This window comes from Buttiauxella noackiae ATCC 51607 (assembly GCF_001654865.1).
GTDB classification, from domain to species: Bacteria; Pseudomonadota; Gammaproteobacteria; order Enterobacterales; family Enterobacteriaceae; genus Buttiauxella; species Buttiauxella noackiae.
The window spans coordinates 202,624-224,606 of sequence record NZ_LXEO01000017.1 but is presented as its reverse complement, the minus strand read 5'-3'; the positions used below and the strand labels follow the sequence as shown (position 1 = coordinate 224,606).

22 protein-coding genes are annotated in these 21,983 nt (G+C 50.0%); 13 read left to right on the top strand and 9 right to left on the bottom strand.

Features of this window, described 5'->3' with window-relative positions:
* Positions 1-54 precede the first annotated feature (54 nt).
* Together cutC and fumD are read left to right on the top strand one after the other, a co-directional pair.
* Positions 55-804 (top strand): copper homeostasis protein CutC, encoded by a 750-nt coding sequence (cutC, locus tag M979_RS08585; RefSeq protein WP_064554469.1) that lies wholly within the window; start codon positions 55-57, stop codon positions 802-804.
* Between the two features lie 132 nt (positions 805-936).
* The gene (gene fumD, locus M979_RS08580) at positions 937-1,149 is read left to right on the top strand and encodes a fumarate hydratase FumD (RefSeq protein WP_064554468.1); all 213 of its coding nucleotides are present in this window, start codon (positions 937-939) and stop codon (positions 1,147-1,149) included.
* Between the two features lie 29 nt (positions 1,150-1,178).
* Here the strand turns inward: fumD and cmoB are convergent, their stop codons facing one another.
* From cmoB to M979_RS08555, 5 genes are all read right to left on the bottom strand, one after another.
* The gene (cmoB, locus tag M979_RS08575) at positions 1,179-2,150 is read right to left on the bottom strand and encodes a tRNA 5-methoxyuridine(34)/uridine 5-oxyacetic acid(34) synthase CmoB (protein ID WP_064554467.1); all 972 of its coding nucleotides are present in this window, start codon (positions 2,148-2,150) and stop codon (positions 1,179-1,181) included.
* Positions 2,147-2,890, bottom strand: coding sequence for a carboxy-S-adenosyl-L-methionine synthase CmoA (gene cmoA / locus M979_RS08570; protein WP_064554466.1), 744 nt, complete (start codon positions 2,888-2,890; stop codon positions 2,147-2,149). Before cmoA ends, cmoB begins: the two co-directional genes overlap by 4 nt.
* A gap of 39 nt (positions 2,891-2,929) precedes the next feature.
* Positions 2,930-3,325, bottom strand: a complete 396-nt coding sequence (locus M979_RS08565) for an MAPEG family protein (RefSeq protein WP_034455112.1) — start codon at positions 3,323-3,325, stop codon at positions 2,930-2,932.
* A gap of 70 nt (positions 3,326-3,395) precedes the next feature.
* On the bottom strand, positions 3,396-4,214 hold the full coding sequence (locus M979_RS08560; RefSeq protein ID WP_064554465.1) for a DUF72 domain-containing protein: 819 nt from the start codon (positions 4,212-4,214) through the stop codon (positions 3,396-3,398).
* Positions 4,211-4,777, bottom strand: coding sequence for a hydrolase (locus M979_RS08555; protein ID WP_064554464.1), 567 nt, complete (start codon positions 4,775-4,777; stop codon positions 4,211-4,213). The genes M979_RS08560 and M979_RS08555 overlap by 4 nt, the downstream gene beginning before the upstream one ends.
* A gap of 260 nt (positions 4,778-5,037) precedes the next feature.
* On the opposite strand from M979_RS08555, the gene aspS reads away from it, so the two are divergent.
* The 6 genes from aspS (at position 5,038) to ruvB (ending at position 10,430) form a co-directional block, all read left to right on the top strand.
* Positions 5,038-6,810 (top strand): aspartate--tRNA ligase, encoded by a 1,773-nt coding sequence (gene aspS / locus M979_RS08550; RefSeq protein ID WP_064554463.1) that lies wholly within the window; start codon positions 5,038-5,040, stop codon positions 6,808-6,810.
* Between the two features lie 116 nt (positions 6,811-6,926).
* Entirely contained in the window at positions 6,927-7,385 is a 459-nt protein-coding gene (nudB, locus tag M979_RS08545; RefSeq protein ID WP_034457023.1) for a dihydroneopterin triphosphate diphosphatase, read from the top strand.
* A gap of 19 nt (positions 7,386-7,404) precedes the next feature.
* The gene (locus tag M979_RS08540) at positions 7,405-8,148 is read left to right on the top strand and encodes a YebC/PmpR family DNA-binding transcriptional regulator (RefSeq protein ID WP_034457024.1); all 744 of its coding nucleotides are present in this window, start codon (positions 7,405-7,407) and stop codon (positions 8,146-8,148) included.
* 43 nt (positions 8,149-8,191) lie between these two features.
* Positions 8,192-8,713: a crossover junction endodeoxyribonuclease RuvC gene (gene ruvC, locus M979_RS08535; protein ID WP_034455116.1), complete on the top strand. Its 522-nt coding sequence runs from the start codon at positions 8,192-8,194 to the stop codon at positions 8,711-8,713.
* A gap of 76 nt (positions 8,714-8,789) precedes the next feature.
* Positions 8,790-9,401, top strand: a complete 612-nt coding sequence (ruvA, locus tag M979_RS08530; RefSeq protein ID WP_034455117.1) for a Holliday junction branch migration protein RuvA — start codon at positions 8,790-8,792, stop codon at positions 9,399-9,401.
* A gap of 21 nt (positions 9,402-9,422) precedes the next feature.
* Positions 9,423-10,430: a Holliday junction branch migration DNA helicase RuvB gene (gene ruvB / locus M979_RS08525; RefSeq protein ID WP_064554462.1), complete on the top strand. Its 1,008-nt coding sequence runs from the start codon at positions 9,423-9,425 to the stop codon at positions 10,428-10,430.
* Between the two features lie 94 nt (positions 10,431-10,524).
* Here the strand turns inward: ruvB and znuB are convergent, their stop codons facing one another.
* Both znuB and znuC read right to left on the bottom strand, forming a co-directional pair.
* Positions 10,525-11,310 (bottom strand): zinc ABC transporter permease subunit ZnuB, encoded by a 786-nt coding sequence (znuB, locus tag M979_RS08520; protein WP_064554461.1) that lies wholly within the window; start codon positions 11,308-11,310, stop codon positions 10,525-10,527.
* On the bottom strand, positions 11,307-12,062 hold the full coding sequence (gene znuC, locus M979_RS08515; protein ID WP_064554460.1) for a zinc ABC transporter ATP-binding protein ZnuC: 756 nt from the start codon (positions 12,060-12,062) through the stop codon (positions 11,307-11,309). Before znuC ends, znuB begins: the two co-directional genes overlap by 4 nt.
* A gap of 79 nt (positions 12,063-12,141) precedes the next feature.
* On the opposite strand from znuC, the gene znuA reads away from it, so the two are divergent.
* The 3 genes from znuA to lpxM all read left to right on the top strand — a co-directional run bounded on the left by znuA (position 12,142) and on the right by lpxM (position 15,522).
* Entirely contained in the window at positions 12,142-13,086 is a 945-nt protein-coding gene (gene znuA / locus M979_RS08510) for a zinc ABC transporter substrate-binding protein ZnuA (RefSeq protein WP_064554660.1), read from the top strand.
* A 15-nt stretch (positions 13,087-13,101) separates the two neighbouring features.
* Complete coding sequence (gene mepM, locus M979_RS08505; protein ID WP_074388637.1) at positions 13,102-14,424, top strand: murein DD-endopeptidase MepM; 1,323 nt, start codon at positions 13,102-13,104, stop codon at positions 14,422-14,424.
* 123 nt (positions 14,425-14,547) lie between these two features.
* Entirely contained in the window at positions 14,548-15,522 is a 975-nt protein-coding gene (gene lpxM, locus M979_RS08500) for a lauroyl-Kdo(2)-lipid IV(A) myristoyltransferase (RefSeq protein WP_064554458.1), read from the top strand.
* A 40-nt stretch (positions 15,523-15,562) separates the two neighbouring features.
* Here lpxM and pyk read toward each other — a convergent pair whose 3' ends face one another.
* Positions 15,563-17,005 carry a pyruvate kinase gene (gene pyk, locus M979_RS08495; protein WP_034455123.1) on the bottom strand — a complete coding sequence of 481 codons (1,443 nt, stop codon included), beginning with the start codon at positions 17,003-17,005 and terminating at the stop codon, positions 15,563-15,565.
* Between the two features lie 130 nt (positions 17,006-17,135).
* Complete coding sequence (locus M979_RS08490) at positions 17,136-18,005, bottom strand: MurR/RpiR family transcriptional regulator (protein ID WP_034455124.1); 870 nt, start codon at positions 18,003-18,005, stop codon at positions 17,136-17,138.
* A gap of 363 nt (positions 18,006-18,368) precedes the next feature.
* Here M979_RS08490 and zwf point away from each other — a divergent pair, with 363 nt between their 5' ends.
* Together zwf and edd are read left to right on the top strand one after the other, a co-directional pair.
* A complete protein-coding gene (gene zwf / locus M979_RS08485; protein ID WP_034455125.1) occupies positions 18,369-19,844 on the top strand; it encodes a glucose-6-phosphate dehydrogenase in 1,476 nt (491 codons plus the stop codon).
* 311 nt (positions 19,845-20,155) lie between these two features.
* Positions 20,156-21,967 (top strand): phosphogluconate dehydratase, encoded by a 1,812-nt coding sequence (gene edd, locus M979_RS08480; RefSeq protein WP_064554457.1) that lies wholly within the window; start codon positions 20,156-20,158, stop codon positions 21,965-21,967.
* Positions 21,968-21,983: the final 16 nt, after the last annotated feature.

The following is a 21,983-nucleotide window of genomic DNA, read 5'->3' as shown; positions in this document are numbered from 1 at the left end:
TCATTTTGAATCGGTGAAACAACCGCCAGGCTAAAGATTTTTAAGGAGTAATCAATGCCGTTGCTTGAGATATGTTGTTATGGAATTGACTGTGCAGTGACAGCACAAATTGCCGGAGCGGACAGGCTTGAATTATGTTCAGCCCCCAAAGAAGGCGGGCTAACCCCTTCGGCTGGCGTACTGCGTAAAGTTAAAGAACGAGTTTCGATCCCTGTACACCCGATTATTCGCCCGCGCGGTGGTGATTTTTGTTACACCGATGCCGAGTTCGAGACCATGCTTGAGGATATCGCTTTCGTACGCGAGTTAGGTTATCCGGGTTTGGTCATCGGCATGTTAGATGGCGAAGGGCATGTTGATATGCCGCGCATGAAGCGAGTGATGGAACAAGCGCAGGGGATGGCGGTCACTTTTCACCGGGCGTTTGATATGTGCCATAACCCCCATCTGGCATTGGAACAACTAACAGATTTAGGCGTGGCGCGCATCCTGACTTCAGGCCAACAGCAGAATGCAGAATTAGGACTTTCATTACTTAGGGAACTAAAACAACATTCCCGTGCTCCAATCATTATGGCAGGTGCTGGTGTGCGATTGAGCAACTTGAAAAAGTTTGTCGATCAAGGCATTGACGAAATGCACAGTTCAGCCGGGCAGACCGTGCCATCACCGATGCGTTACCGTAAAGCGGGTGTGTCGATGAGCGCTGATGCGGAAGCCGATGAGTTTAACCGTTACTGCGTTGATGGCGATGTAGTGGCAGCAATGAAAGCCGTGTTGGTTGCAGGCAAAACTGCAGCCTGACGAAAAAAGTTTTAACCGCGCATCACGTCGCCCATGTGATGTTGCTCGTACCAGGCCCCGGCGTTTTGCTGGGGCTTTTTTTATTTTAATGATTTAAACGTGTTAGGCTCCCTCTAAACAGTGGAGGACAGTATGAGTATCACAGATAAAGAGCTTTACGATGAAATGTGTCGTGTTGTTGGAAAGGTAGTGCTTGAGATGCGCGACCTGGGTCAAGAACCAAAACATGTTGTCATTGCGGGAGTGGTCAGAACCATGTCTGCCAATAGCAAGATTCAGCGTTCTGAACTAACAAGTGCTGCAATGCAAGAAGTCATTCGGGCGCTTGGATTTGAGGCGAAATAAGTAAGGCCACATTCCGTGGCCTTAAATAGTTATGGCTTACGAGCCACCAGAACGGCGCGCAGTGGGGCAGGATAGCCCTCGATGGTTTTGCTCGCATCGTTCGGATCAAGGAAGTCGGCCAGTGATTCGGTGGTCAGCCAAGTAGTACGGCGTTGTTCTTCACTTGTGGTATAGCAATGGTCGACAATTTTTACATCGACAAAACCACACTTCTCAAGCCAGTTTTTCAACGCTAACGCTGACGGGATGAAATAAACGTTACGCATTTGCGCGTAACGCTCACCTGGCACCAACACGGTGTTCTCATCGCCTTCCACAACCAGGGTTTCCAGAACCAGTTCGCCATCTTTAGCGAGCTGATTTTTTAGCTGATAAAGATGGTCGAGCGGTGAGCGGCGGTGATAGAGCACGCCCATTGAGAACACAGTATCAAAGATATTGAGTTCAGGAAGTTGCTCAATACCCAGTGGTAGCACATGAGCACGTTGATCGTTACCCAACAACTTACGCACGGCCTCAAACTGGCAAACAAACAACTGCATCGGGTCGATACCCACCGCGAGGTGTGCGCCCGCGCCAATCATACGCCACAGGTGATAACCGCTACCGCAGCCGACATCCAGAATGGTGCGCCCGGTTAGTGGAGAGATATGCGGTAAGACGCGATCCCATTTCAGGTCGGAACGCCATTCGGTATCGATGTCCACGCCATACAGAGAATATGGCCCTTTGCGCCATGGCATCAGGTTGCGCAGTAGTTTTTCAATCCCCAGTCGCTGCCCATCGCTGAGTGGCGTTTCAGATTCAGCAGTGACGCTGTGCAATAAATCCAGGCGATATGGCTTCTGTTCTGGCAAGTATTCAACGGTGTTGTACCAGTGCTTGAACTGGCCGTGCAGGTTCTCTCGCTGCCATGTGGCAATTTGTGCAGGCAGGGTTTCTAACCACGGAGCCAGCGGGCTTTTCGCAATAAGCTGATAAAAATTACCAAAGTCGATCATGCAGATGTTCCTGATTTCAGTGCAACTAAAGAGCCAAAGTTAAAGCACTGGAACCATAATTCTGCGTGGTCAAATCCGGCTTGTTTGAGGCGTTTTTTATGTGTTTCGACAGAGTCGGTGAGCATGACGTTTTCCAGCATGCTGCGTTTTTGGCTGATTTCCAGCTCGCTATAACCATTCGCGCGTTTAAAGTCGTGGTGCATATTGAACAGCAATTCACCCACTTCACTATCTTCAAAGCTGAATTTCTCGGACAGCACTAACGCGCCACCAGGGTTAAGACCTTGATAAATTTTTTCCAGCAGAAGTTTGCGGTCATCGGGTTCAAGAAATTGCAGAGTGAAGTTCAGCACCACCATCGACGCATTTTCGATAACGATATCGCGGATGTCGCCTTCTATAACATCGACTGGGGTATGCGCTTTAAATGCGTCAAGGTGACGACGGCAGCGCTCAACCATCGCTGGCGAGTTATCGACCGCGATAATTTTACAGTTGTCATGCTGGATGTTACGACGCACGGATAACGTTGCTGCGCCAAGCGAGCAACCAAGGTCATAGACCTGGCTTCCTGGTGCCACAAAGCGCTCCGCCAGCATGCCAATCATCGAAATGATGTTGGAGTAGCCAGGCACCGATCGTTGAATCATATCGGGGAACACTTCAGCCACGCGTTCATCAAAGGTCCAGTCACCTAATTTGGCGATCGGGGCGGAAAACAGCGTATCGCGGTCAGACATAACGTTAAATCCGGAAATTCGAAAGGGGCATATTTTGCGTTAATGCAGCGAGAAAACCAACTCCCATGGCATATACCATAGGTTAGCCAGCACCATCAGGATTAAAGAGCTCCATGTTGCACTCATACCGGAGCGACGCCAGCTGATTAAACGATGATGAAATCCATAAGCATGCATCAGGCGCCCAGAAATTAGCAGCAGCCCGCAAACATGCACCATCCAGGTTTCGGCACCATTCATTTCCATCAGTAATAAAAGCAGTAACGCAACGGGGATATATTCCACCGCATTACCATGAATTCTAATTGCGCTCTGGAGTTCGCTAAAACCACCGTCACCATATGAGACGCGGTACTGCAAACGCATACGAACAACATCAAACGAGAACTTAATTAGCAACAAAGCACCCAACACGGCGTAGAGCGCGCTTACCATACCCACATCCTTTAGAGATAGTTCCAGCACCGCATATGATAGCAGTGCAACCTGACTGCTGTCGCTACCCCTAAAATAGGGAGTTCTGCTTTGGAATTGCCGGTTCGTTGCCCAATGCGGGAAAAGCCTGTTGCAAGCCCGGCCATAGCGTATGAACTAAGTCTTGCACCAGACCGATATCCGGGGTGTGCAAAAATAGGTAGGGGGTAGTGCTTTGCGCCCATTTTGATAGCGTTTTTAACCAGACATCAAAAAACACCTGATTTTGCTGCATATCGTCGCTACCGATAAAACGCACCACAGGATTATTTGCTGTGACTAGCGCATGCACCGGCACTTTAGGCTTTTTACGCTGTGCATCGCGAATCGCCTCATTGCTGGGGGTTGCGCTATGAACCGGGCGGCTATCGAGAATAACCCGGTTAACGCCACGCTGATGCAAACCCCGATTAAACGCTTGCTCATCGGCACTTTTATCAAAAAAAGAAGGGTGACGGACTTCTACGCCATAGGTGAATTCTTTTGGTAAAGCATCGAGAAAATTCCACAGCGCGGGTAAATCGGAAGGCCCAAATGTTGCCGGAAGCTGCAACCAGTATTGGCCAATGCGATTTGCCAGCGGCGACATCCTTTCGAGAAACTCAGCGGTTAAATCGCCGCACTGGCGCAGTGCTGCATTATGGGAAATGGTTGCCGGGAATTTAAAGCAAAAGCGGAAATCGTCATCGGTCATATCGCGCCAGCGTGACACAATCTCCGCTTTAGGTAGTGCATAAAGCGTGGTGTTGCCTTCCACACAATTAAAGTGGCGAGCGTAATCTTCAAGAGAAGTTATGCCAAGGCGCACCCAATGCGGATGCGACCATTGTGGAAGGCCAATATAAATCACAGCGCGGAAAGGACTTCTTCTGTACTACGAACACGGGCGATGCGCGGGAAAATATGAGTCATGCTGCCCTGATGCTGTTCGCCGTTTGCGGCACTACAGGCATCTTCTGCAATCACCAGATTGAAGCCCAGTTCCCAGGCGTTACGAGCGGTGGATTCCACACCAATGTTAGTGGCAATGCCGCATAGCACGATGGTATCGATACCACGACGGCGCAGCTGTAGTTCCAGATCTGTGCCGTAGAACGCGCCCCACTGGCGTTTAGTCACTTCAATGTCACTGTCTTTTTTACCCAAAGCTTGCGGATAATCCCACCAGTTTTCAGGCAAAGAGTGTGCCGCTGGTTGTGCATCAACCGGTGGTTTGAGCGCATCGCCAAAGTCTTTTGACCAACCAACGCGGACCATGACGACCGGTGAGCCATTTTCACGAAATTTATCAGCAAGCCTTGCTGAACGAGCCACCACATCCTGTGCACTATGCGGGCCGCCAGCAAACGGCAGGATCCCTTCCTGCAAATCAATGATTACCAGTGCGGTTCGGGAAGTATTCAGTTCTAACATTGGGTGACTCCGGGGAAAAATAAGTTGATCGGCTAATACCTTACGATGAAACCAGGGGCCGACAGTTTACAAATTTTGTTAATTTTTGTGAGTTTTGCTAAAACAAGGCGCTTTGAAACGCGTCAGTCAGTCGTATCGGGCTTATCGTGAGCCATTATTTCCAGTATAATAACCCCCTTTTTTATCAATAGATGACAGACAAAAATAGTGGCCACCGTTGCAGGTAGTGGACAGTGAGCGGCTAATTTAAGGGATATCTCATGCGTACAGTATATTGCGGGCAGCTAAATCAATCCCATGTGGGACAACAAGTAACACTGTGTGGTTGGGTCAATCGTCGTCGTGACCTCGGTAGCCTTATCTTTATTGATATGCGCGATCGCGAAGGCATCGTGCAGGTGTTTTTCGATCCTGATCGTCAGGACGCGTTCCAGCTTGCATCCGAACTGCGTAATGAGTTCTGCATCCAAATTACCGGTACTGTTCGTCCGCGTGATGAGAAAAACATCAACAAAGATATGGCTACCGGAGCTGTGGAAGTTTTCGCAACCGACCTGACCATTATCAACCGTTCTGAAGCGTTGCCGCTGGACTCTAACCACGTCAACACCGAAGAAGCGCGCCTGAAATTCCGCTACCTGGATTTGCGTCGCCCGGAAATGGCTAACCGTCTGAAGACTCGTGCGAAAATCACCAGCTTTGTGCGCCGCTTTATGGACGACCACGGTTTCCTTGATATCGAAACCCCAATGCTGACCAAAGCTACACCAGAAGGCGCGCGCGACTACCTGGTGCCAAGCCGTGTTCACAAAGGTAAATTCTACGCGCTGCCGCAATCTCCACAGTTGTTCAAACAGCTTCTGATGATGTCTGGCTTTGACCGTTACTATCAAATCGTTAAGTGCTTCCGTGACGAAGATTTGCGTGCTGACCGTCAGCCTGAATTTACTCAGATTGACGTCGAAACCTCCTTCATGTCTGCTCCACAAGTGCGTGACGTGATGGAAAAGTTGGTTCGTGATCTATGGCTGGACGTGAAAAACGTCGACCTGGGCGATTTCCCAATCATGACTTTCGCTGAGGCTGAGCGTCGTTACGGTTCTGACAAACCAGACCTGCGTAACCCAATGGAGCTGGTGGATGTTGCTGACCTGCTTAAAGACGTTGAGTTTAAAGTGTTCTCGGGCCCGGCAAATGATGCAAAAGGCCGCGTTGCTGCACTGCGTGTGCCAGGTGGCGCACAGTTAAGCCGTAAACAGATTGACGATTACGGCAAGTTCATTGAGATTTACGGCGCGAAAGGGCTGGCTTACATCAAAGTGAACGAACGCGCTAAAGGCATCGAAGGTATCACAAGCCCGGTAGCTAAATTCCTGAACGCAGAAATCGTTGAAGCTATTCTGGCCCGTACCGGCGCACAAGACGGCGACATGATCTTCTTCGGCGCAGACAACAAGAAAGTGGTTGCCGATGCGCTTGGCGCACTGCGTCTGAAAATTGGTAAAGATCTGAGCATCACCGATGAGAACGCATGGGCACCGTTGTGGGTTATCGACTTCCCTATGTTTGAAGACAACGGTGAAGGCGGTCTGACCGCGATGCACCATCCGTTCACTGCGCCAAAAGATATGTCACCAGAAGAACTGGCGGCCGATCCGGAAGCCGCAGTTGCGAACGCATACGATATGGTTATCAACGGTTATGAAGTGGGCGGCGGTTCCGTACGTATTCACAATGGCCAGATGCAGCAGACTGTTTTCGGCATTTTGGGTATTACCGAAGAAGACCAACGCGAGAAGTTCGGCTTCCTGCTTGATGCGCTGAAATACGGTACTCCACCGCATGCAGGCCTGGCGTTTGGTCTGGACCGTCTGACCATGCTGTTGACCGGTACCGACAACATCCGTGATGTTATCGCGTTCCCGAAAACAACCGCAGCAGCGTGTCTGATGACCGAAGCACCAAGCTTTGCCAACCCAACAGCACTTGCTGAACTGGGTGTAGCCGTCATTAAAAAGGCTGAGAAAGAATAAATGGTCTCCGTGCACGCAATCATTCGTGTTGCGTCGAGGCGGCAACTGAGTGAATTCCCATGAGCATAGATAACTATGTGAGTGGGATGAATGAAGGCAGCCAACAAAGAGGCAACGTGAAGGATAAAGTGTACAAGCCTCCCGTTTCGGTTCTAGTGGTCATTTATGCCCAAGACACCGGACGGGTGCTCATGTTACAGCGGCGCGACGATCCTGAATTCTGGCAGTCGGTTACCGGCAGCATAGAAGAAGGTGAAACCGCGCTCTATGCCGCACAGCGTGAAGTAAAGGAAGAGGTCGATATCGATGTTGTCTCAGAGCAACTGGCCTTGATTGACTGCCAACGCTGTGTGGAGTTCGAGATTTTTACACATTTGCGTCATCGCTATGCCCCGGGAATTACGCGCAACACGGAATATTGGTTCTGTCTTACGCTGCCAAACGAACGGCCGATTACCATTTCGGAGCATTTGGCCTGGGAGTGGACAGACGCACAAGCTGCGGCTGCTATGACCAAGTCGTGGAGCAACCGGGAAGCGATTGAAGAGTTTGTAATTAATGCTGCCGTCAGGTAGCTATTTTGGAGATATTTTTATGGCAGGTCATAGTAAGTGGGCCAACACAAAACACCGCAAGGCTGCGCAGGATGCCAAACGCGGTAAAATCTTTACCAAAATCATTCGCGAGCTGGTGACTGCTGCCCGTTTGGGCGGTGGCGATGCTGGTTCTAACCCGCGTCTGCGTGCAGCGATTGATAAAGCGTTATCCAACAACATGACGCGTGACACCTTAAACCGTGCGATTGCGCGCGGTGTCGGCGGTGACGAAGACGCGAACATGGAAACCATCATTTATGAAGGTTACGGTCCTGGCGGTTCAGCCGTGATGGTTGAATGCCTGAGTGACAACCGCAACCGTACCGTGGCTGAAGTACGTCACGCGTTCAACAAATGCGGTGGTAACCTGGGAACTGATGGCTCTGTAGCCTACCTGTTCACCAAAAAAGGCGTTATCTCTTATGCTCCAGGCAAAGATGAAGACACCGTGATGGAAGCTGCTCTGGAAGCGGGTGCTGAAGACGTTGTTGCATATGACGACGGCGCAATCGACGTGTTTACTGCCTGGGAAGAAATGGGTGCAGTACGTGATGCACTTGAAGCTGCTGGCCTTAAAGCAGACGAAGCTGAAGTCTCTATGATTCCATCCACTAAAGCGGATATGGATGCAGAAACAGCTCCGAAACTGATGCGTCTTATCGATATGCTTGAAGATTGTGATGACGTGCAAGAGGTTTATCACAACGGTGAGATCTCTGACGAGGTTGCGGCAACCCTGTAATGGTGTTGTCTGAATCCGTCCTGCTGTTTATGAGGAACGCGTGATGGCGATTATTCTCGGTATCGATCCGGGGTCGCGCGTTACCGGTTACGGCGTCATACGCCAGACTGGTCGGCAACTTACCTATTTAGGTAGCGGCTGTATTCGTACTCAGGTTACTGACTTACCCTCGCGTTTGAAGCTTATCTACGCGGGGGTGAGCGAAATCATTACCCAGTTCCAGCCAGAATATTTTGCTATCGAATCTGTGTTTATGGCGAAGAATGCCGATTCTGCACTGAAACTCGGCCAGGCGCGCGGTGCCGCGATTGTTGCAGCGGTAAACCATGATCTGCCGGTGTTCGAGTATGCGGCTCGTCAGGTTAAACAGACAGTGGTTGGCATTGGGAGTGCAGAAAAAAGCCAGGTTCAGCATATGGTACGTACTTTGCTGAAGCTCTCTGCTAATCCACAAGCCGATGCGGCAGATGCTTTGGCTATCGCGATTACGCATTGCCATGTGACGCAGAACTCGATGCAGATGAGCGATACGCGGCTTAATCTGGCGCGGGGACGATTAAAATAAATAGGGCTGGATATTTATCCAGCCTTTTTTATATGATAGGCAAAATTTTTTAGCACAACCGTGGGAGCAGAATAACGTGATTGGACGACTCAGAGGCATCATCCTGGAAAAACAGCCACCGTTGGTACTTATGGAAGTCGGCGGCGTAGGGTATGAAGTCCATATGCCGATGACCTGCTTCTACGAGTTACCGGAAATCGGTAAAGAAGCCGTGGTGTTTACTCAATTTGTAGTGCGTGAAGACGCGCAGTTGCTCTACGGTTTCAACAATAAACAAGAACGCACCCTGTTCCGTGAACTTATCAAAGTGAATGGTGTTGGCCCGAAACTGGCGCTGGCTATTCTCTCGGGTATGTCTGCCCAGCAGTTTGTGAATGCTGTCGAGCGTGAAGAGATCGGTTCTCTGGTCAAACTGCCAGGAGTAGGTAAAAAGACCGCAGAGCGTTTGATTGTAGAAATGAAAGACCGCTTCAAAGGAATGCATGGCGACCTGTTTACTCCGGCGTCAGATTTGGTGCTGACTGCGCCTGAAAGCGGTGTAACAGACGACGCGGAGTCGGAAGCGGTTGCGGCACTAGTATCGCTGGGCTATAAACCACAAGAAGCCAGCAGAATGATCAGCAAAGTAGGGCGTGCAGGTGCTGATTGTGAAACTCTGATCCGTGAAGCACTTCGTGCCGCACTTTAAAGCCCCTGAGGTAGATGAAGGATGATTGAAGCAGACCGTCTGGTTTCACCAGATACCATTACCCCAGACGAATTAATTGACCGCGCGATTCGCCCACGTTTTTTGGCGGATTACGTCGGCCAGCCGCAGGTGCGCTCGCAAATGGAGATATTCATTCAGGCGGCGAAACTGCGTGGGGATGCGCTCGATCATCTACTAATTTTCGGCCCTCCGGGTTTGGGGAAAACGACGCTCGCGAATATCGTGGCGAATGAAATGGGCGTTAATCTGCGTACCACTTCTGGCCCCGTGCTGGAAAAAGCAGGGGATTTGGCGGCGATGCTGACCAATCTTGAACCGCACGACGTGCTGTTCATTGATGAAATCCATCGCCTTTCACCGGTCGTCGAAGAAGTGCTTTATCCGGCAATGGAAGATTACCAACTCGATATCATGATTGGTGAAGGTCCAGCCGCTCGGTCAATTAAGATTGATTTACCTCCCTTTACCCTGATTGGTGCAACGACGCGAGCCGGTTCTCTGACTTCACCACTGCGTGACCGTTTTGGTATTGTGCAGCGCCTCGAATTTTACCAGGTTGCCGATTTGCAGCACATTGTTGGCCGCAGCGCGAGCGTGTTGGGGCTGGAAATGAGCGAAGAGGGCGCGTTAGAAGTGGCCCGTCGTGCGCGCGGAACACCACGTATTGCCAACCGTTTACTGCGTCGTGTGCGTGACTTTGCCGAAGTGCGCCATGATGGCACCATCAGTGCCGAAATTGCTTCGCAGGCGCTGGATATGCTCAATGTCGATACCGAAGGGTTTGACTATATGGACCGCAAGTTATTGCTGGCGGTGATAGACAAATTCCTTGGCGGCCCAGTCGGGTTGGACAACCTTGCAGCAGCAATTGGCGAGGAGCGGGAAACGATTGAAGATGTGCTGGAGCCCTTCCTGATTCAGCAGGGCTTTTTGCAACGTACGCCACGTGGACGTATAGCGACACCAAGAGCCTGGACTCACTTTGGAATTGTGCAGCCGGACGCATAACAGTGAGTAAAAAGGCGGATGGCGCTTGCGCTTATCCGCCCTAAGGTATTGCGTTTTGTAGGTTGGATAAGCGCAAGCGCCATCCAACACTATCTTAAGCAGCCTGCTTCTTTGTCATACTCAGAATAAACAACACCGCCGAGCTCAGCACGACTGAAGGCCCAGCGGGCGTGTCATAGAATGCAGAGAACGTCAGTCCACCCGTCACTGAAAGCATACCGATAATCACGGCAAAACCTGCCATTTGTTCAGGCGTACGCGCAAAGCGACGTGCTGTTGCTGCAGGGATAATCAGCAGTGAAGTTATTATCAACGCGCCAACAAATTTCATTGCTACACCAATGGTCAGTGCGGTCACCAGCATAAGTAGCATCTTCACGCGTTGCAGATTTACGCCGTCTACATGCGCAAGGTCCGGGCTGATAGTCATCGACAACAGGTTTCGCCATTGCCAAAGCAGCACGCCAACGACCACGGCGACACCCAGCGCAATAGAGATAATATCGGTCATCGTGACGGAAAGTAGGTCGCCAAACAGATACGCCATCAAATCGACACGCACGTTAGACATTAAACTGACCACGACCAGGCCTAATGACAATGCGCTGTGAGCCATTATTCCAAGCAAAGTATCTAACGCAAGATGCGGGCGTTTTTCGAGCCAGACCAGACCTAACGCCAGCATTAACGTTACCGCAATCACCGCATAAAACGGGTTTACATTGAGCAGCAGACCAAATGCCACACCCAGCAAAGATGCGTGAGCCAGCGTATCGCCAAAGTAGGACATGCGACGCCAGACAACAAACGAACCTAGCGGACCTGCGGCACACGCCAGCAAAATCCCGGCAAGCCAACCGGGCAACAACAATTCAATCATGACTGGCCATTCCCTCTGCGCAGAACAATACGTCCGGTAAGATCGTGACGGTGGTTATGGTGATGGCGATAAATCCCTAACTGCTCCGCACCACGCGCGCCAAACATCGAAATAAATTCCGGATGCATCGACACCACTTCAGGCGTACCCGAACAGCAAATATGGTGGTTCAGACACAGCACATCATCGGTTTTAGCCATCACCAAATGCAGGTCGTGGGAAACCATCATCACTGCGCAATTCAGTTCCTGCCGTAGTTGATCAATCAGGTTGTACAGCGCCAGTTGGCCGTTTACATCAACGCCCTGGGTTGGCTCATCAAGCACCAACAACTGTGGCTGATTTAACAATGCGCGAGCCAATAGCACGCGTTGGTTCTCTCCACCGGAGAGTTTTTGCATCGGTGCTTCAATCAAATGGGCTGCCTGAACGCGTTTTAATGCGGGGAGAATATCGGCCTTCTTCACGCCAGGACGCAGACACATAAACCGACTAACGGTTAAGGGGAGGGTGGCATCAAGATGTAATTTTTGCGGTACGTAACCAATTCGCAAGTCGCGGTCACGCTTGATAACTCCCTCATCCGGGGCTACCAGTCCAAGAACCACACGAACTAATGTTGATTTCCCTGCACCGTTTGGCCCAAGCAGCGTCAAAATGCGGCCTGGTTTGAGATCGAGTGAAATATCAGACAGCACGCGGCGTTGTCCGAAAGAAACAGAAATATTTTCCAGTGATACCAGATTTGTCATGACAATTTCAGGGGTTGCAGAAGTTAGCGGATGTTATAATATCACACTTCTCATATTCATAACGATGAAAAGTCGCATTATGTTACATAAAAACTCATTTCTTTGCGCAGCTTTAACAACTGCTTTTTTGGGAGCGGCAACGGTCCCGGCCGAGGCTGCTGTGGTTGCGTCTATCAAGCCATTAGGTTTCATTGCCGCAGCGATCGCTGACGGCGTGACGCCTACCGAGGTTTTGCTACCCGATGGTGCTTCTGAGCATGATTATGCACTTCGTCCATCTGATGTAAAACGCTTACAAAGCGCGGACTTAGTTGTGTGGGTTGGCCCTGAAATGGAAGCCTTCATGCAGAAATCGGTTAAGCAATTAGCTGAACAAAAACAAGTGCAACTTGCTGCTTTGCCAGGTGTGAAACCGTTGCTAATGAAAGGTGATGACGATGACGAACATGGTCACGAAGGACATGACCATTCAGCCGAAAATAGTGACGAAGATCACCATCATGGTGAATACAACATGCATATCTGGCTTTCGCCAGAGGTAGCGCGCCTGTCAGCGGTTGCAATCCACGATAAATTAGTGGAACTTATGCCCCAAAATAGAGCCAAACTTGACGCCAATTTGCAAACTTTCGAGTTAGGATTAGCCAACATCGATAAGCAAATTGGTAGCGTGCTCGCGCCGCTCAAAGGAAAAGGGTATTTCGTTTTTCACGACGCTTATGGCTACTTTGAAAAACATTACGGTCTGACGCCACTTGGCCATTTTACCGTTAACCCAGAAATCCAACCCGGTGCGCAGCGTTTACATGACATCAGAACACAGTTGGTTGCGCAAAAAGCCGTGTGCGTTTTTGCTGAACCACAATTCAGGCCAGCAGTTATTAATGCCGTTGCCCGTGGCACTAACGTTCGAAGTGGGACGCTAGATCCGCTGGGGATAGAGGTTAAGCTCGGCAAAGACAGCTATATGCAGTTTTTGAGCGGGCTTGCGAACCAATATGCGAGCTGCCTGAAAGGAGATTAATGAGGAAGTGAATACGTGCAACAGATAGCCCGCTCTGTCGCCCTGGCATTCGACAATTTGTCCCGGCCCCACCGCGTTATGCTGGGGTCTCTTACAGTTCTTACACTTGCGGTCGCAGTCTGGCGACCGTACGTCTATCATCCTGAAGCCAGCCCCGTCATTAAAACCATTGAGCTTGAGAAAAGCGAAATTCGTTCGTTGCTCCCGGAAGCCAGTGAACCGTTAGATCAGTCTCCGGACGCAGAAGACGACACAATTCCGCAAGATGAACTGGATGACAAAACTGCCGGTGAAACAGGAGTTCATGAATATGTCGTGTCGACGGGGGATACGCTCGGTAGCATCCTGAATCAATATGGTATCGACATGGGCGATATCAGCCAGCTTGCGACGGTAGATAAAGATCTTCGTAACCTGAAAATCGGCCAACAGATCTCCTGGACGTTAAATGACGATGGTGAACTACAACGCCTGACATGGGAAATGTCACGCCGCGAAACGCGAACATACGACCGTTCAGGCAGTACTTTCAAACTCAGCAGTGAAATGCAGCAAGGCGAATGGGTTAACAATGTACTGAAAGGCACAGTTGGTAATAGCTTTGTCAGTAGTGCGAAAGATGCCGGATTGACCAGTGCTGAGATAAGCTCGGTTATTAAAGCCATGCAGTGGCAAATGGATTTCCGCAAACTGAAGAAAGGCGATGAGTTTTCTGTGCTGATGTCGCGCGAAATGCTTGATGGGAAACGTGAACAAAGCCAATTAGTTGGTGTGCGCCTGCGCAGCAGTGGAAAAGATTACTACGCCATTCGTGCGGAAGACGGCAAATTCTACGATCGCAGTGGTTCCGGGCTTGCGAAAGGTTTTATGCGCTTCCCAACGGCTAAACAATTCCGTATTTCGTCAAACTTTAACCCGCGTCGCCTGAATCCAGTAACCGGGCGTGTGGCCCCGCACAAAGGTGTCGATTTTGCGATGCCGCAAGGTACTCCTGTGCTGGCTGTCGGTGATGGTGAAGTTGTTATGGCCAAACGTAGTGGTGCAGCTGGTTACTTTGTTGCTATCCGCCATGGTCGTACATATACCACTCGCTATATGCACCTGAAAAAGCTGTTGGTTCAGCCAGGGCAGAAAGTGAAGCGTGGAGACCGTATTGCACTCTCAGGTAATACCGGGCGTTCTACGGGGCCGCATTTGCATTATGAAGTGTGGGTTAACCAGCAGGCGGTAAACCCATTAACCGCGAAATTGCCTCGTACCGAAGGGCTCACAGGCTCGGATCGTAGCGATTATCTGGCGCAAGTTCGTGAAGTCACACCGCAACTTAGCTTCAATTAATCCAACCTTATGAAAAAAGCCGGTACTTTGTTGCCGGCTTTTTCTTTGTCTGATGGGCATTAGCCCGCTAAGATACTTACAAATTCATGTCATCAACGATTTGATGCTGTACTGAGAATATGCATGGAAAAAGCAAAAAAAAGTCACAGTGAGTTCATTCCTGAATTTCAAAAGGCCTTCTTGCACCCGAAATTTTGGGGCGCCTGGTTAGGCGTTGGCGCTTTTGCAGGGCTTGCAATGTTACCGCCGGCACTGCGTGACCCCTTGTTGGGCAAAGTGGGGCGTATTGCCGGACGCTTTGGTAAAAGTGCGCGCCGTCGTGCACAAATAAACCTGCTTTATTGCTTCCCCGATATGCCGGAAGCTGACCGTGAAGCTGTTATTGACGAAATGTTTGCCACTGCCCCTCAGGCGATGGTGATGATGGCGGAGCTTGCGATTAAAGATCCGCAAAAAGTTATGCAGCGTGTTGACTGGCATGGCAAAGAGATTATCGACGAGCTAAAACAACGCGAAGAAAATGTCATCTTCCTCGTCCCGCATGGCTGGGCGGTGGATATTCCTGCAATGCTATTGGCGTCTCAGGGGCAGAAAATGGCGGCGATGTTCCACAATCAGGGCAACCCGCTATTTGATTACATGTGGAATACCGTGCGTCGCCGTTTCGGTGGACGACTGCACGCGCGTAACGATGGGATTAAGCCGTTTATCAGCTCTGTGCGACAGGGATATTGGGGATATTATCTGCCAGACCAGGACCATGGTGCCGAGCACAGTGAATTTGTCGATTTCTTCGGAACATATAAAGCGACACTACCAGCGATTGGCCGCTTGATGAAAATATCACGCGCGCGCGTTGTTCCGCTGTTCCCGGTTTATAACAGCAAGACGCATCGCCTGGATATTCATATTCGCCCGCCGATGGATGACCTGCTTGATGCAGACGACAATACGATTGCCCGACGCATGAACGAAGAAGTGGAAATTCTGGTAGGGCCGAATCTCGAGCAATATACCTGGATACTTAAATTGCTTAAAACGCGAAAGGAAGGGGAGACAGAACCTTACCGCCGCAAAGAGCTTTATCCAAAGAAATGATAAAGGGGCCAATTGGCCCCTTTGTTTTTATGCAGATGGATTACTCAACACACAGAATACGCGTGGTGTTGGTGGTACCAATGGTACTCATCACATCGCCCTGGGTGACGATAACCAGATCGCCAGAAACCAGGTAGCCTTTGTCACGCAGTAGATTCACTGCATCGTTTGCAGCGGCAACACCGTCGCTTGGGCTATCAAAGAACACAGGCGTTACGCCACGGTACAAAGAGGTGAGGTTCAGCGTGCGCTCGTGGCGAGACATCGCGAAGATTGGCAAACCGGAGCTGATACGTGAAGTCATCAGTGCGGTGCGGCCAGATTCAGTCATAGTGATGATTGCAGTAACACCTTTCAGGTGGTTTGCCGCGTACATCGCAGACATTGCAATCGCTTCTTCTGTGTTGTCGAATTGTACGTCCAGACGGTGTTTGGAAACGTTAATGCTTGGGATTTTCTCAGCACCCAGGCAAACACGCGCCATTGCCGCGACGGTTTCAGCAGGATATTGGCCTGCCGCAGTTTCTGCAGAAAGCATTACCGCATCGGTACCGTCCAGTACGGCGTTCGCCACGTCCATAACTTCGGCACGAGTTGGCATTGGGTTGGTAATCATCGACTCCATCATCTGGGTCGCTGTGATAACCGCGCGGTTAAGTTTACGCGCACGACGAATCAGGGTTTTCTGAATACCGACCAACTCTGGGTCACCGATTTCAACACCCAGGTCACCACGAGCAACCATCACAACGTCAGAAGCAAGGATAACGTCGTCCATGGCCGCTTCGTCGCATACCGCTTCGGCACGTTCAACTTTAGCGACAATCTTCGCATCACAACCAGCTTCGCGCGCCAGACGGCGAGCATAGTTCAGGTCTTCACCACAACGTGGGAAGGAAACAGCCAGGTAATCAACACCGATTTTGGCAGCGGTCAGAATATCTGCTTTGTCTTTTTCGGTCAGAGCTTCAGCAGACAAACCACCGCCCAGCTTGTTGATGCCTTTGTTGTTAGACAGCGGGCCACCCACGGTGACTTCTGTGAACACTTTCATACCCTGAACTTCCAGGACTTTTAACTGTACGCGACCGTCATCAAGCAGCAGGATGTCACCGGTTACAACGTCAGCAGGCAGACCTTTGTAGTCGATACCGACTTTTTCTTTGTCGCCTTCGCCCTTGCCCAGGTTGGCATCAAGCAGGAATTTGTCGCCGATATTAAGGAATACTTTACCTTCTTTAAAGGTAGATACACGAATCTTTGGTCCCTGCAAATCGCCCAGGATAGCGACATGACGACCCAGTTTCGCGGCAATTTCACGAACTTTATCAGCACGGATCTGGTGATCTTCTGCGGTGCCGTGGGAAAAGTTCATACGCACCACGTTAGCGCCAGCAGCGATAATCTTTTCCAGATTATTGTCGCGATCGGTGGCTGGGCCTAAAGTGGTAACGATTTTGGTTCTACGTAGCCGTCTGGACATGTATTACTCCGTTGACTGAAACAACTTTGGTGTTGCGTTAACAAAAGATTCGGAAAATCAGAATGCGTTAAAAACGCAAAGCAACAACTTAACCGAATAGCCTAAAAAGTTACAGTTTTGTTATGGAAACTTAAGTGTTTTCACCAGAAACAAACAGCCCCTTATCAAAACGCGATTCCTTGAGCGCTTCTTTGACTCGCTTCAAGTTATCTCTGAATTTTGCCCCACGGCGTAAAGTAAAACCGGTGGCAAGTACATCTATTACTGTTAATTGCGCCAGTCTCGACACCATTGGCATATAGATATCGGTGTCTTCAGGCACATCAAGTAGTAAAGAAAGTGTCGCTTCGCGAGCGAGTGGTGAACCTTCTGAGGTTATCGCCAGCACAATGGCATCGTTTTCACGCGCCAGTTGTGCGAGTTCGACCAGATTTTTAGTTCGCCCGGTATGCGAGATGAGTACAACGACATCTTCTTCACTACAATTCATGCAGCTCATACGTTGCAAAACGACATCGTCAGAATAGATAACGGGCACATTAAAACGAAAGAATTTATTCATTGCGTCATGCGCTACAGCGGCTGAAGAACCTAGACCGAAGAAAGCGATTTTCTTGGCCTGGGTAAGTAAATCTACAGCGCGATTGACTGCTGCCATATCCAATGATTGCCGTACCTGATCAAGGCTTGCCATAGCGGATTCGAAGATTTTGCCGGTATAAGCCTCAACGCTGTCGTCTTCGTCAACATTCCGGTTTACATAAGGAGTACCATTCGCCAGACTTTGCGCTAGATGTAATTTAAAATCTGGAAAGCCTTTAGTTTCAAGGCGACGGCAAAAGCGGTTGACTGTCGGTTCGCTGACATCGGCACTGCGGGCAAGGGTTGCAATGCTTGAGTGAATGGCATCTTGAGGCGCGGTAAGAATCACTTCTGCGACTTTACGTTCTGATTTGCTAAGGTGTTCCAGTTGAGACTGGATTTTGTCCAGCATATTCATAGGTGTCCGGCATTCATGGATTTTGTCGATTTCAACAAATGGAGAAATCGTGACGCGATTTAGCAAGAATATACGCTTGCCCATTAGTGATTGGACAAGTTAATCGATGTGATGATGTTGTTTTTTTTCATAACATGATCAGTGTCTAACTTTCGACATGGTATACATCAACAACGAAACTTCGAAAAATTCGATTTATTGCCGTGAAATGGTATTAGTGGCCAAGTCTTGTTCATGAATGCGATCAAATAATGGCTGAAGACTTACCTGAACTCAGCAAAAGCAGTACATTGTTCTGTAATAAAATTACAAACGGGCCGGTACATATCATACTTCCGGACATCCGAAACGAGGAGAATAGACATGGCGGTAACACAGACAGCTCAGGCATGTGACCTGGTGATTTTCGGCGCAAAGGGCGACCTTGCGCGTCGGAAACTTCTGCCATCCCTGTATCAACTGGAGAAGGCAGGGCAGATCCACCCGGAGACGCGCATTCTGGGCGTGGGCCGCGCTGATTGGGATAAAGAGGCTTATACCAAAGTAGTGCGCGAAGCGATCGAAACCTTTATGAAGGAAAAGATCGACGAAAGCCTGTGGGATAAATTGAGCGGCCGTCTCGATTTTTGCAACCTGGATGTTAACGATACTGCAGCCTTTACCAAACTCGGTAAGATGCTCGATCAGCAAAATCGCGTCACCATCAACTACTTTGCTATGCCGCCGAATACTTTTGGCGCAATCTGTAAAGGTCTGGGCAAGGCGAAACTAAACGCTAAACCTGCCCGTGTTGTCATGGAAAAACCACTTGGCACCTCGCTTGCGACTTCCCAGGAAATCAACGACCAGGTTGGCGAGTATTTTGAAGAGTGTCAGGTCTATCGTATTGACCACTATTTAGGTAAAGAAACCGTACTAAACCTGCTGGCATTACGTTTTGCGAACTCCCTGTTTGCCAACAACTGGGATAACAAAACTATCGATCACGTGGAAATTACGGTAGCAGAAGAAGTGGGTATCGAAGGGCGCTGGGGTTACTTTGACCAGGCCGGGCAGATGCGCGACATGATTCAAAACCACTTACTGCAAATTCTGTGCATGATTGCGATGTCTCCGCCGTCCGATCTCACCGCAGACCATATTCGCGACGAGAAAGTTAAAGTGCTGCAATCCCTGCGTCGTATTGACCGCAGTAATGTGCGTGAAAAAACGGTTCGTGGTCAGTACACCGCGGGCTTTGCGCAGGGTAAAAAAGTTCCTGGTTATCTTGAGGAAGAAGGTGCGAACAAAAGCAGTAGCACGGAGACCTTTGTAGCAATCCGTGTGGATATTGATAACTGGCGCTGGGCAGGTGTACCGTTCTATTTGCGCACAGGCAAACGTCTGCCGACCAAATGTTCCGAAGTTGTAGTCTATTTCAAAAGCCCACCGTTGAACTTGTTCAAAGACTCCTGGCAAGATTTGCCACAAAACAAGCTCACCATCCGTCTGCAACCGGACGAAGGTGTGGATATTCAGGTGCTCAACAAAGTGCCAGGACTTGAACACAAGCACAACCTGCAAACCACTAAGCTTGATCTGAGCTACTCCGAAACCTTCAATGAATCACATCTGGCAGATGCTTACGAGCGCCTGTTACTGGAAACCATGCGTGGTATCCAGGCACTGTTCGTGCGTCGTGATGAAGTAGAAGAAGCATGGAAGTGGGTTGACTCCATCACAGAGGCGTGGGCAGCGGATAACGACGCACCTAAACCTTATCAGGCTGGAACCTGGGGTCCTGTGGCATCAGTTGCAATGATCACCCGTGATGGGCGGTCATGGAACGAGTTCGAATAATCTGAGTCATCCTTCGAGTGGCAAAGTTGTTGGCGGCACTCGAATGATTCAGCGGATAGAATTGGTGTAATTGTGCAAATATCGCGTAACAAATGATTTATATTTTACCGGTAACATGATCTAGCACTCGTACTGTGGAAATTTTTTAATTTAAAAGCCCTGACTGGATTCACCAGCAGGGCTTTTTTATTTACACTAGCTGAAGCGATTTTGCCCTGATGGTACGGAATGCCGCCTCACAAGATGAGAAAAGAGCCGGTAACGTCGACCACCTGCCTAAAGCGACGGCAGCCACTTTATGAGGACTTGTTATGAATCCTAATTTGTTACGCGTAACACAACGTATTGTTGAACGCTCCCGCCAAACCCGTGAAGCCTACCTGGCACGGATTGAAAAAGCGAAGTCGAACACCGTACATCGCTCTGAATTAGCATGTGGCAATCTGGCACACGGCTTTGCCGCTTGTCAGCCAGAAGATAAAGCCGCGCTGAAAAGCATGCTGCGTAACAACATTGCGATCATCACGTCCTATAACGACATGCTCTCCGCTCACCAGCCGTATGAGTATTACCCTGACCAGATCCGAAAAGCATTGCATTCAGTGGGGGCGGTTGGGCAAGTTGCCGGTGGCGTTCCTGCGATGTGTGATGGCGTGACGCAAGGGCAGGATGGTATGGAACTGTCATTGCTAAGCCGTGAGATTATCGCAATGTCTACGGCAATCGGCCTTTCTCATAACATGTTCGATGGCGCGTTGTATCTCGGCGTGTGCGATAAAATCGTTCCTGGTTTAACCATGGCTGCATTGTCATTTGGCCATCTCCCTGCGGTATTTGTGCCATCAGGCCCAATGGCCAGCGGTTTACCGAATAAAGAAAAAGTACGTATTCGCCAACTTTATGCTGAAGGTAAAGTGGATCGCATCGCGCTTCTGGAATCTGAAGCTGCTTCTTACCACGCACCGGGTACTTGTACATTCTATGGCACTGCCAACACCAACCAGATGGTGGTTGAGTTCATGGGTATGCAGTTGCCAGGTTCTTCATTTGTTCATCCGGATGCCCCTCTACGCCACGAATTGACTGCTGCGGCAGCACGGCAGGTCACGCGTCTGACCGGCAATGGCAATGAGTGGATGCCACTCGGTAAAATGATTGATGAAAAAGTTGTTGTAAACGGCATAGTTGCCTTGCTGGCCACTGGTGGTTCAACTAACCACACCATGCACCTGGTAGCGATGGCTCGTGCGGCGGGCATTATCATTAACTGGGACGATTTCTCCGATCTTTCCGATGTGGTGCCACTGTTAGCACGTCTGTATCCGAACGGCCCGGCGGATATTAACCATTTCCAGGCCGCAGGTGGTGTGCCAGTACTGATGCGTGAACTGCTCAAAGGTGGTTTGCTGCATGAAGATGTGAACACTGTAGCGGGCTTTGGTTTGCATCATTACACCATGGAGCCATGGTTGGATAACGGCCAACTGGCATGGCGTGAAGGCGCAACTACCGCGCTCGATACTGATGTTATCGCGACCTTCGAAAAACCATTCTCAAAACATGGCGGTACGAAAGTACTTAGCGGCAACCTGGGGCGTGCGGTTATGAAAACGTCTGCGGTGCCGGTGGAAAACCAGGTTATCGAAGCACCAGCAGTCATTTTCGAAAGCCAGCATGACGTCTTACCTGCTTTCGAAGCAGGCCTTCTGGACCGTGATTGCGTCGTTGTTGTTCGCCATCAGGGGCCAAAAGCGAACGGCATGCCAGAATTACATAAACTTATGCCGCCACTTGGGGTATTATTGGACCGCTGTTTCAAAATAGCGTTAGTCACTGATGGACGACTGTCGGGCGCATCAGGAAAGGTGCCCTCTGCAATCCATGTTACTCCAGAAGCTTATGATGGTGGGCTACTGGCAAAAGTCCGGGACGGCGACATGATTCGTGTCAACGGGCAAACGGGTGAACTGACATTGCTGGTCGATGGCGCCGAGCTTGCAAAACGCACTGCATACCACCCGGATCTTAGCGCGGAACGCGTTGGAACCGGCCGTGAACTATTTAGCGCGTTACGCGAACAGTTATCTGGCGCGGAACAAGGCGCGACCTGCATTAAATTTTAAGGACCGGACGCAGCAC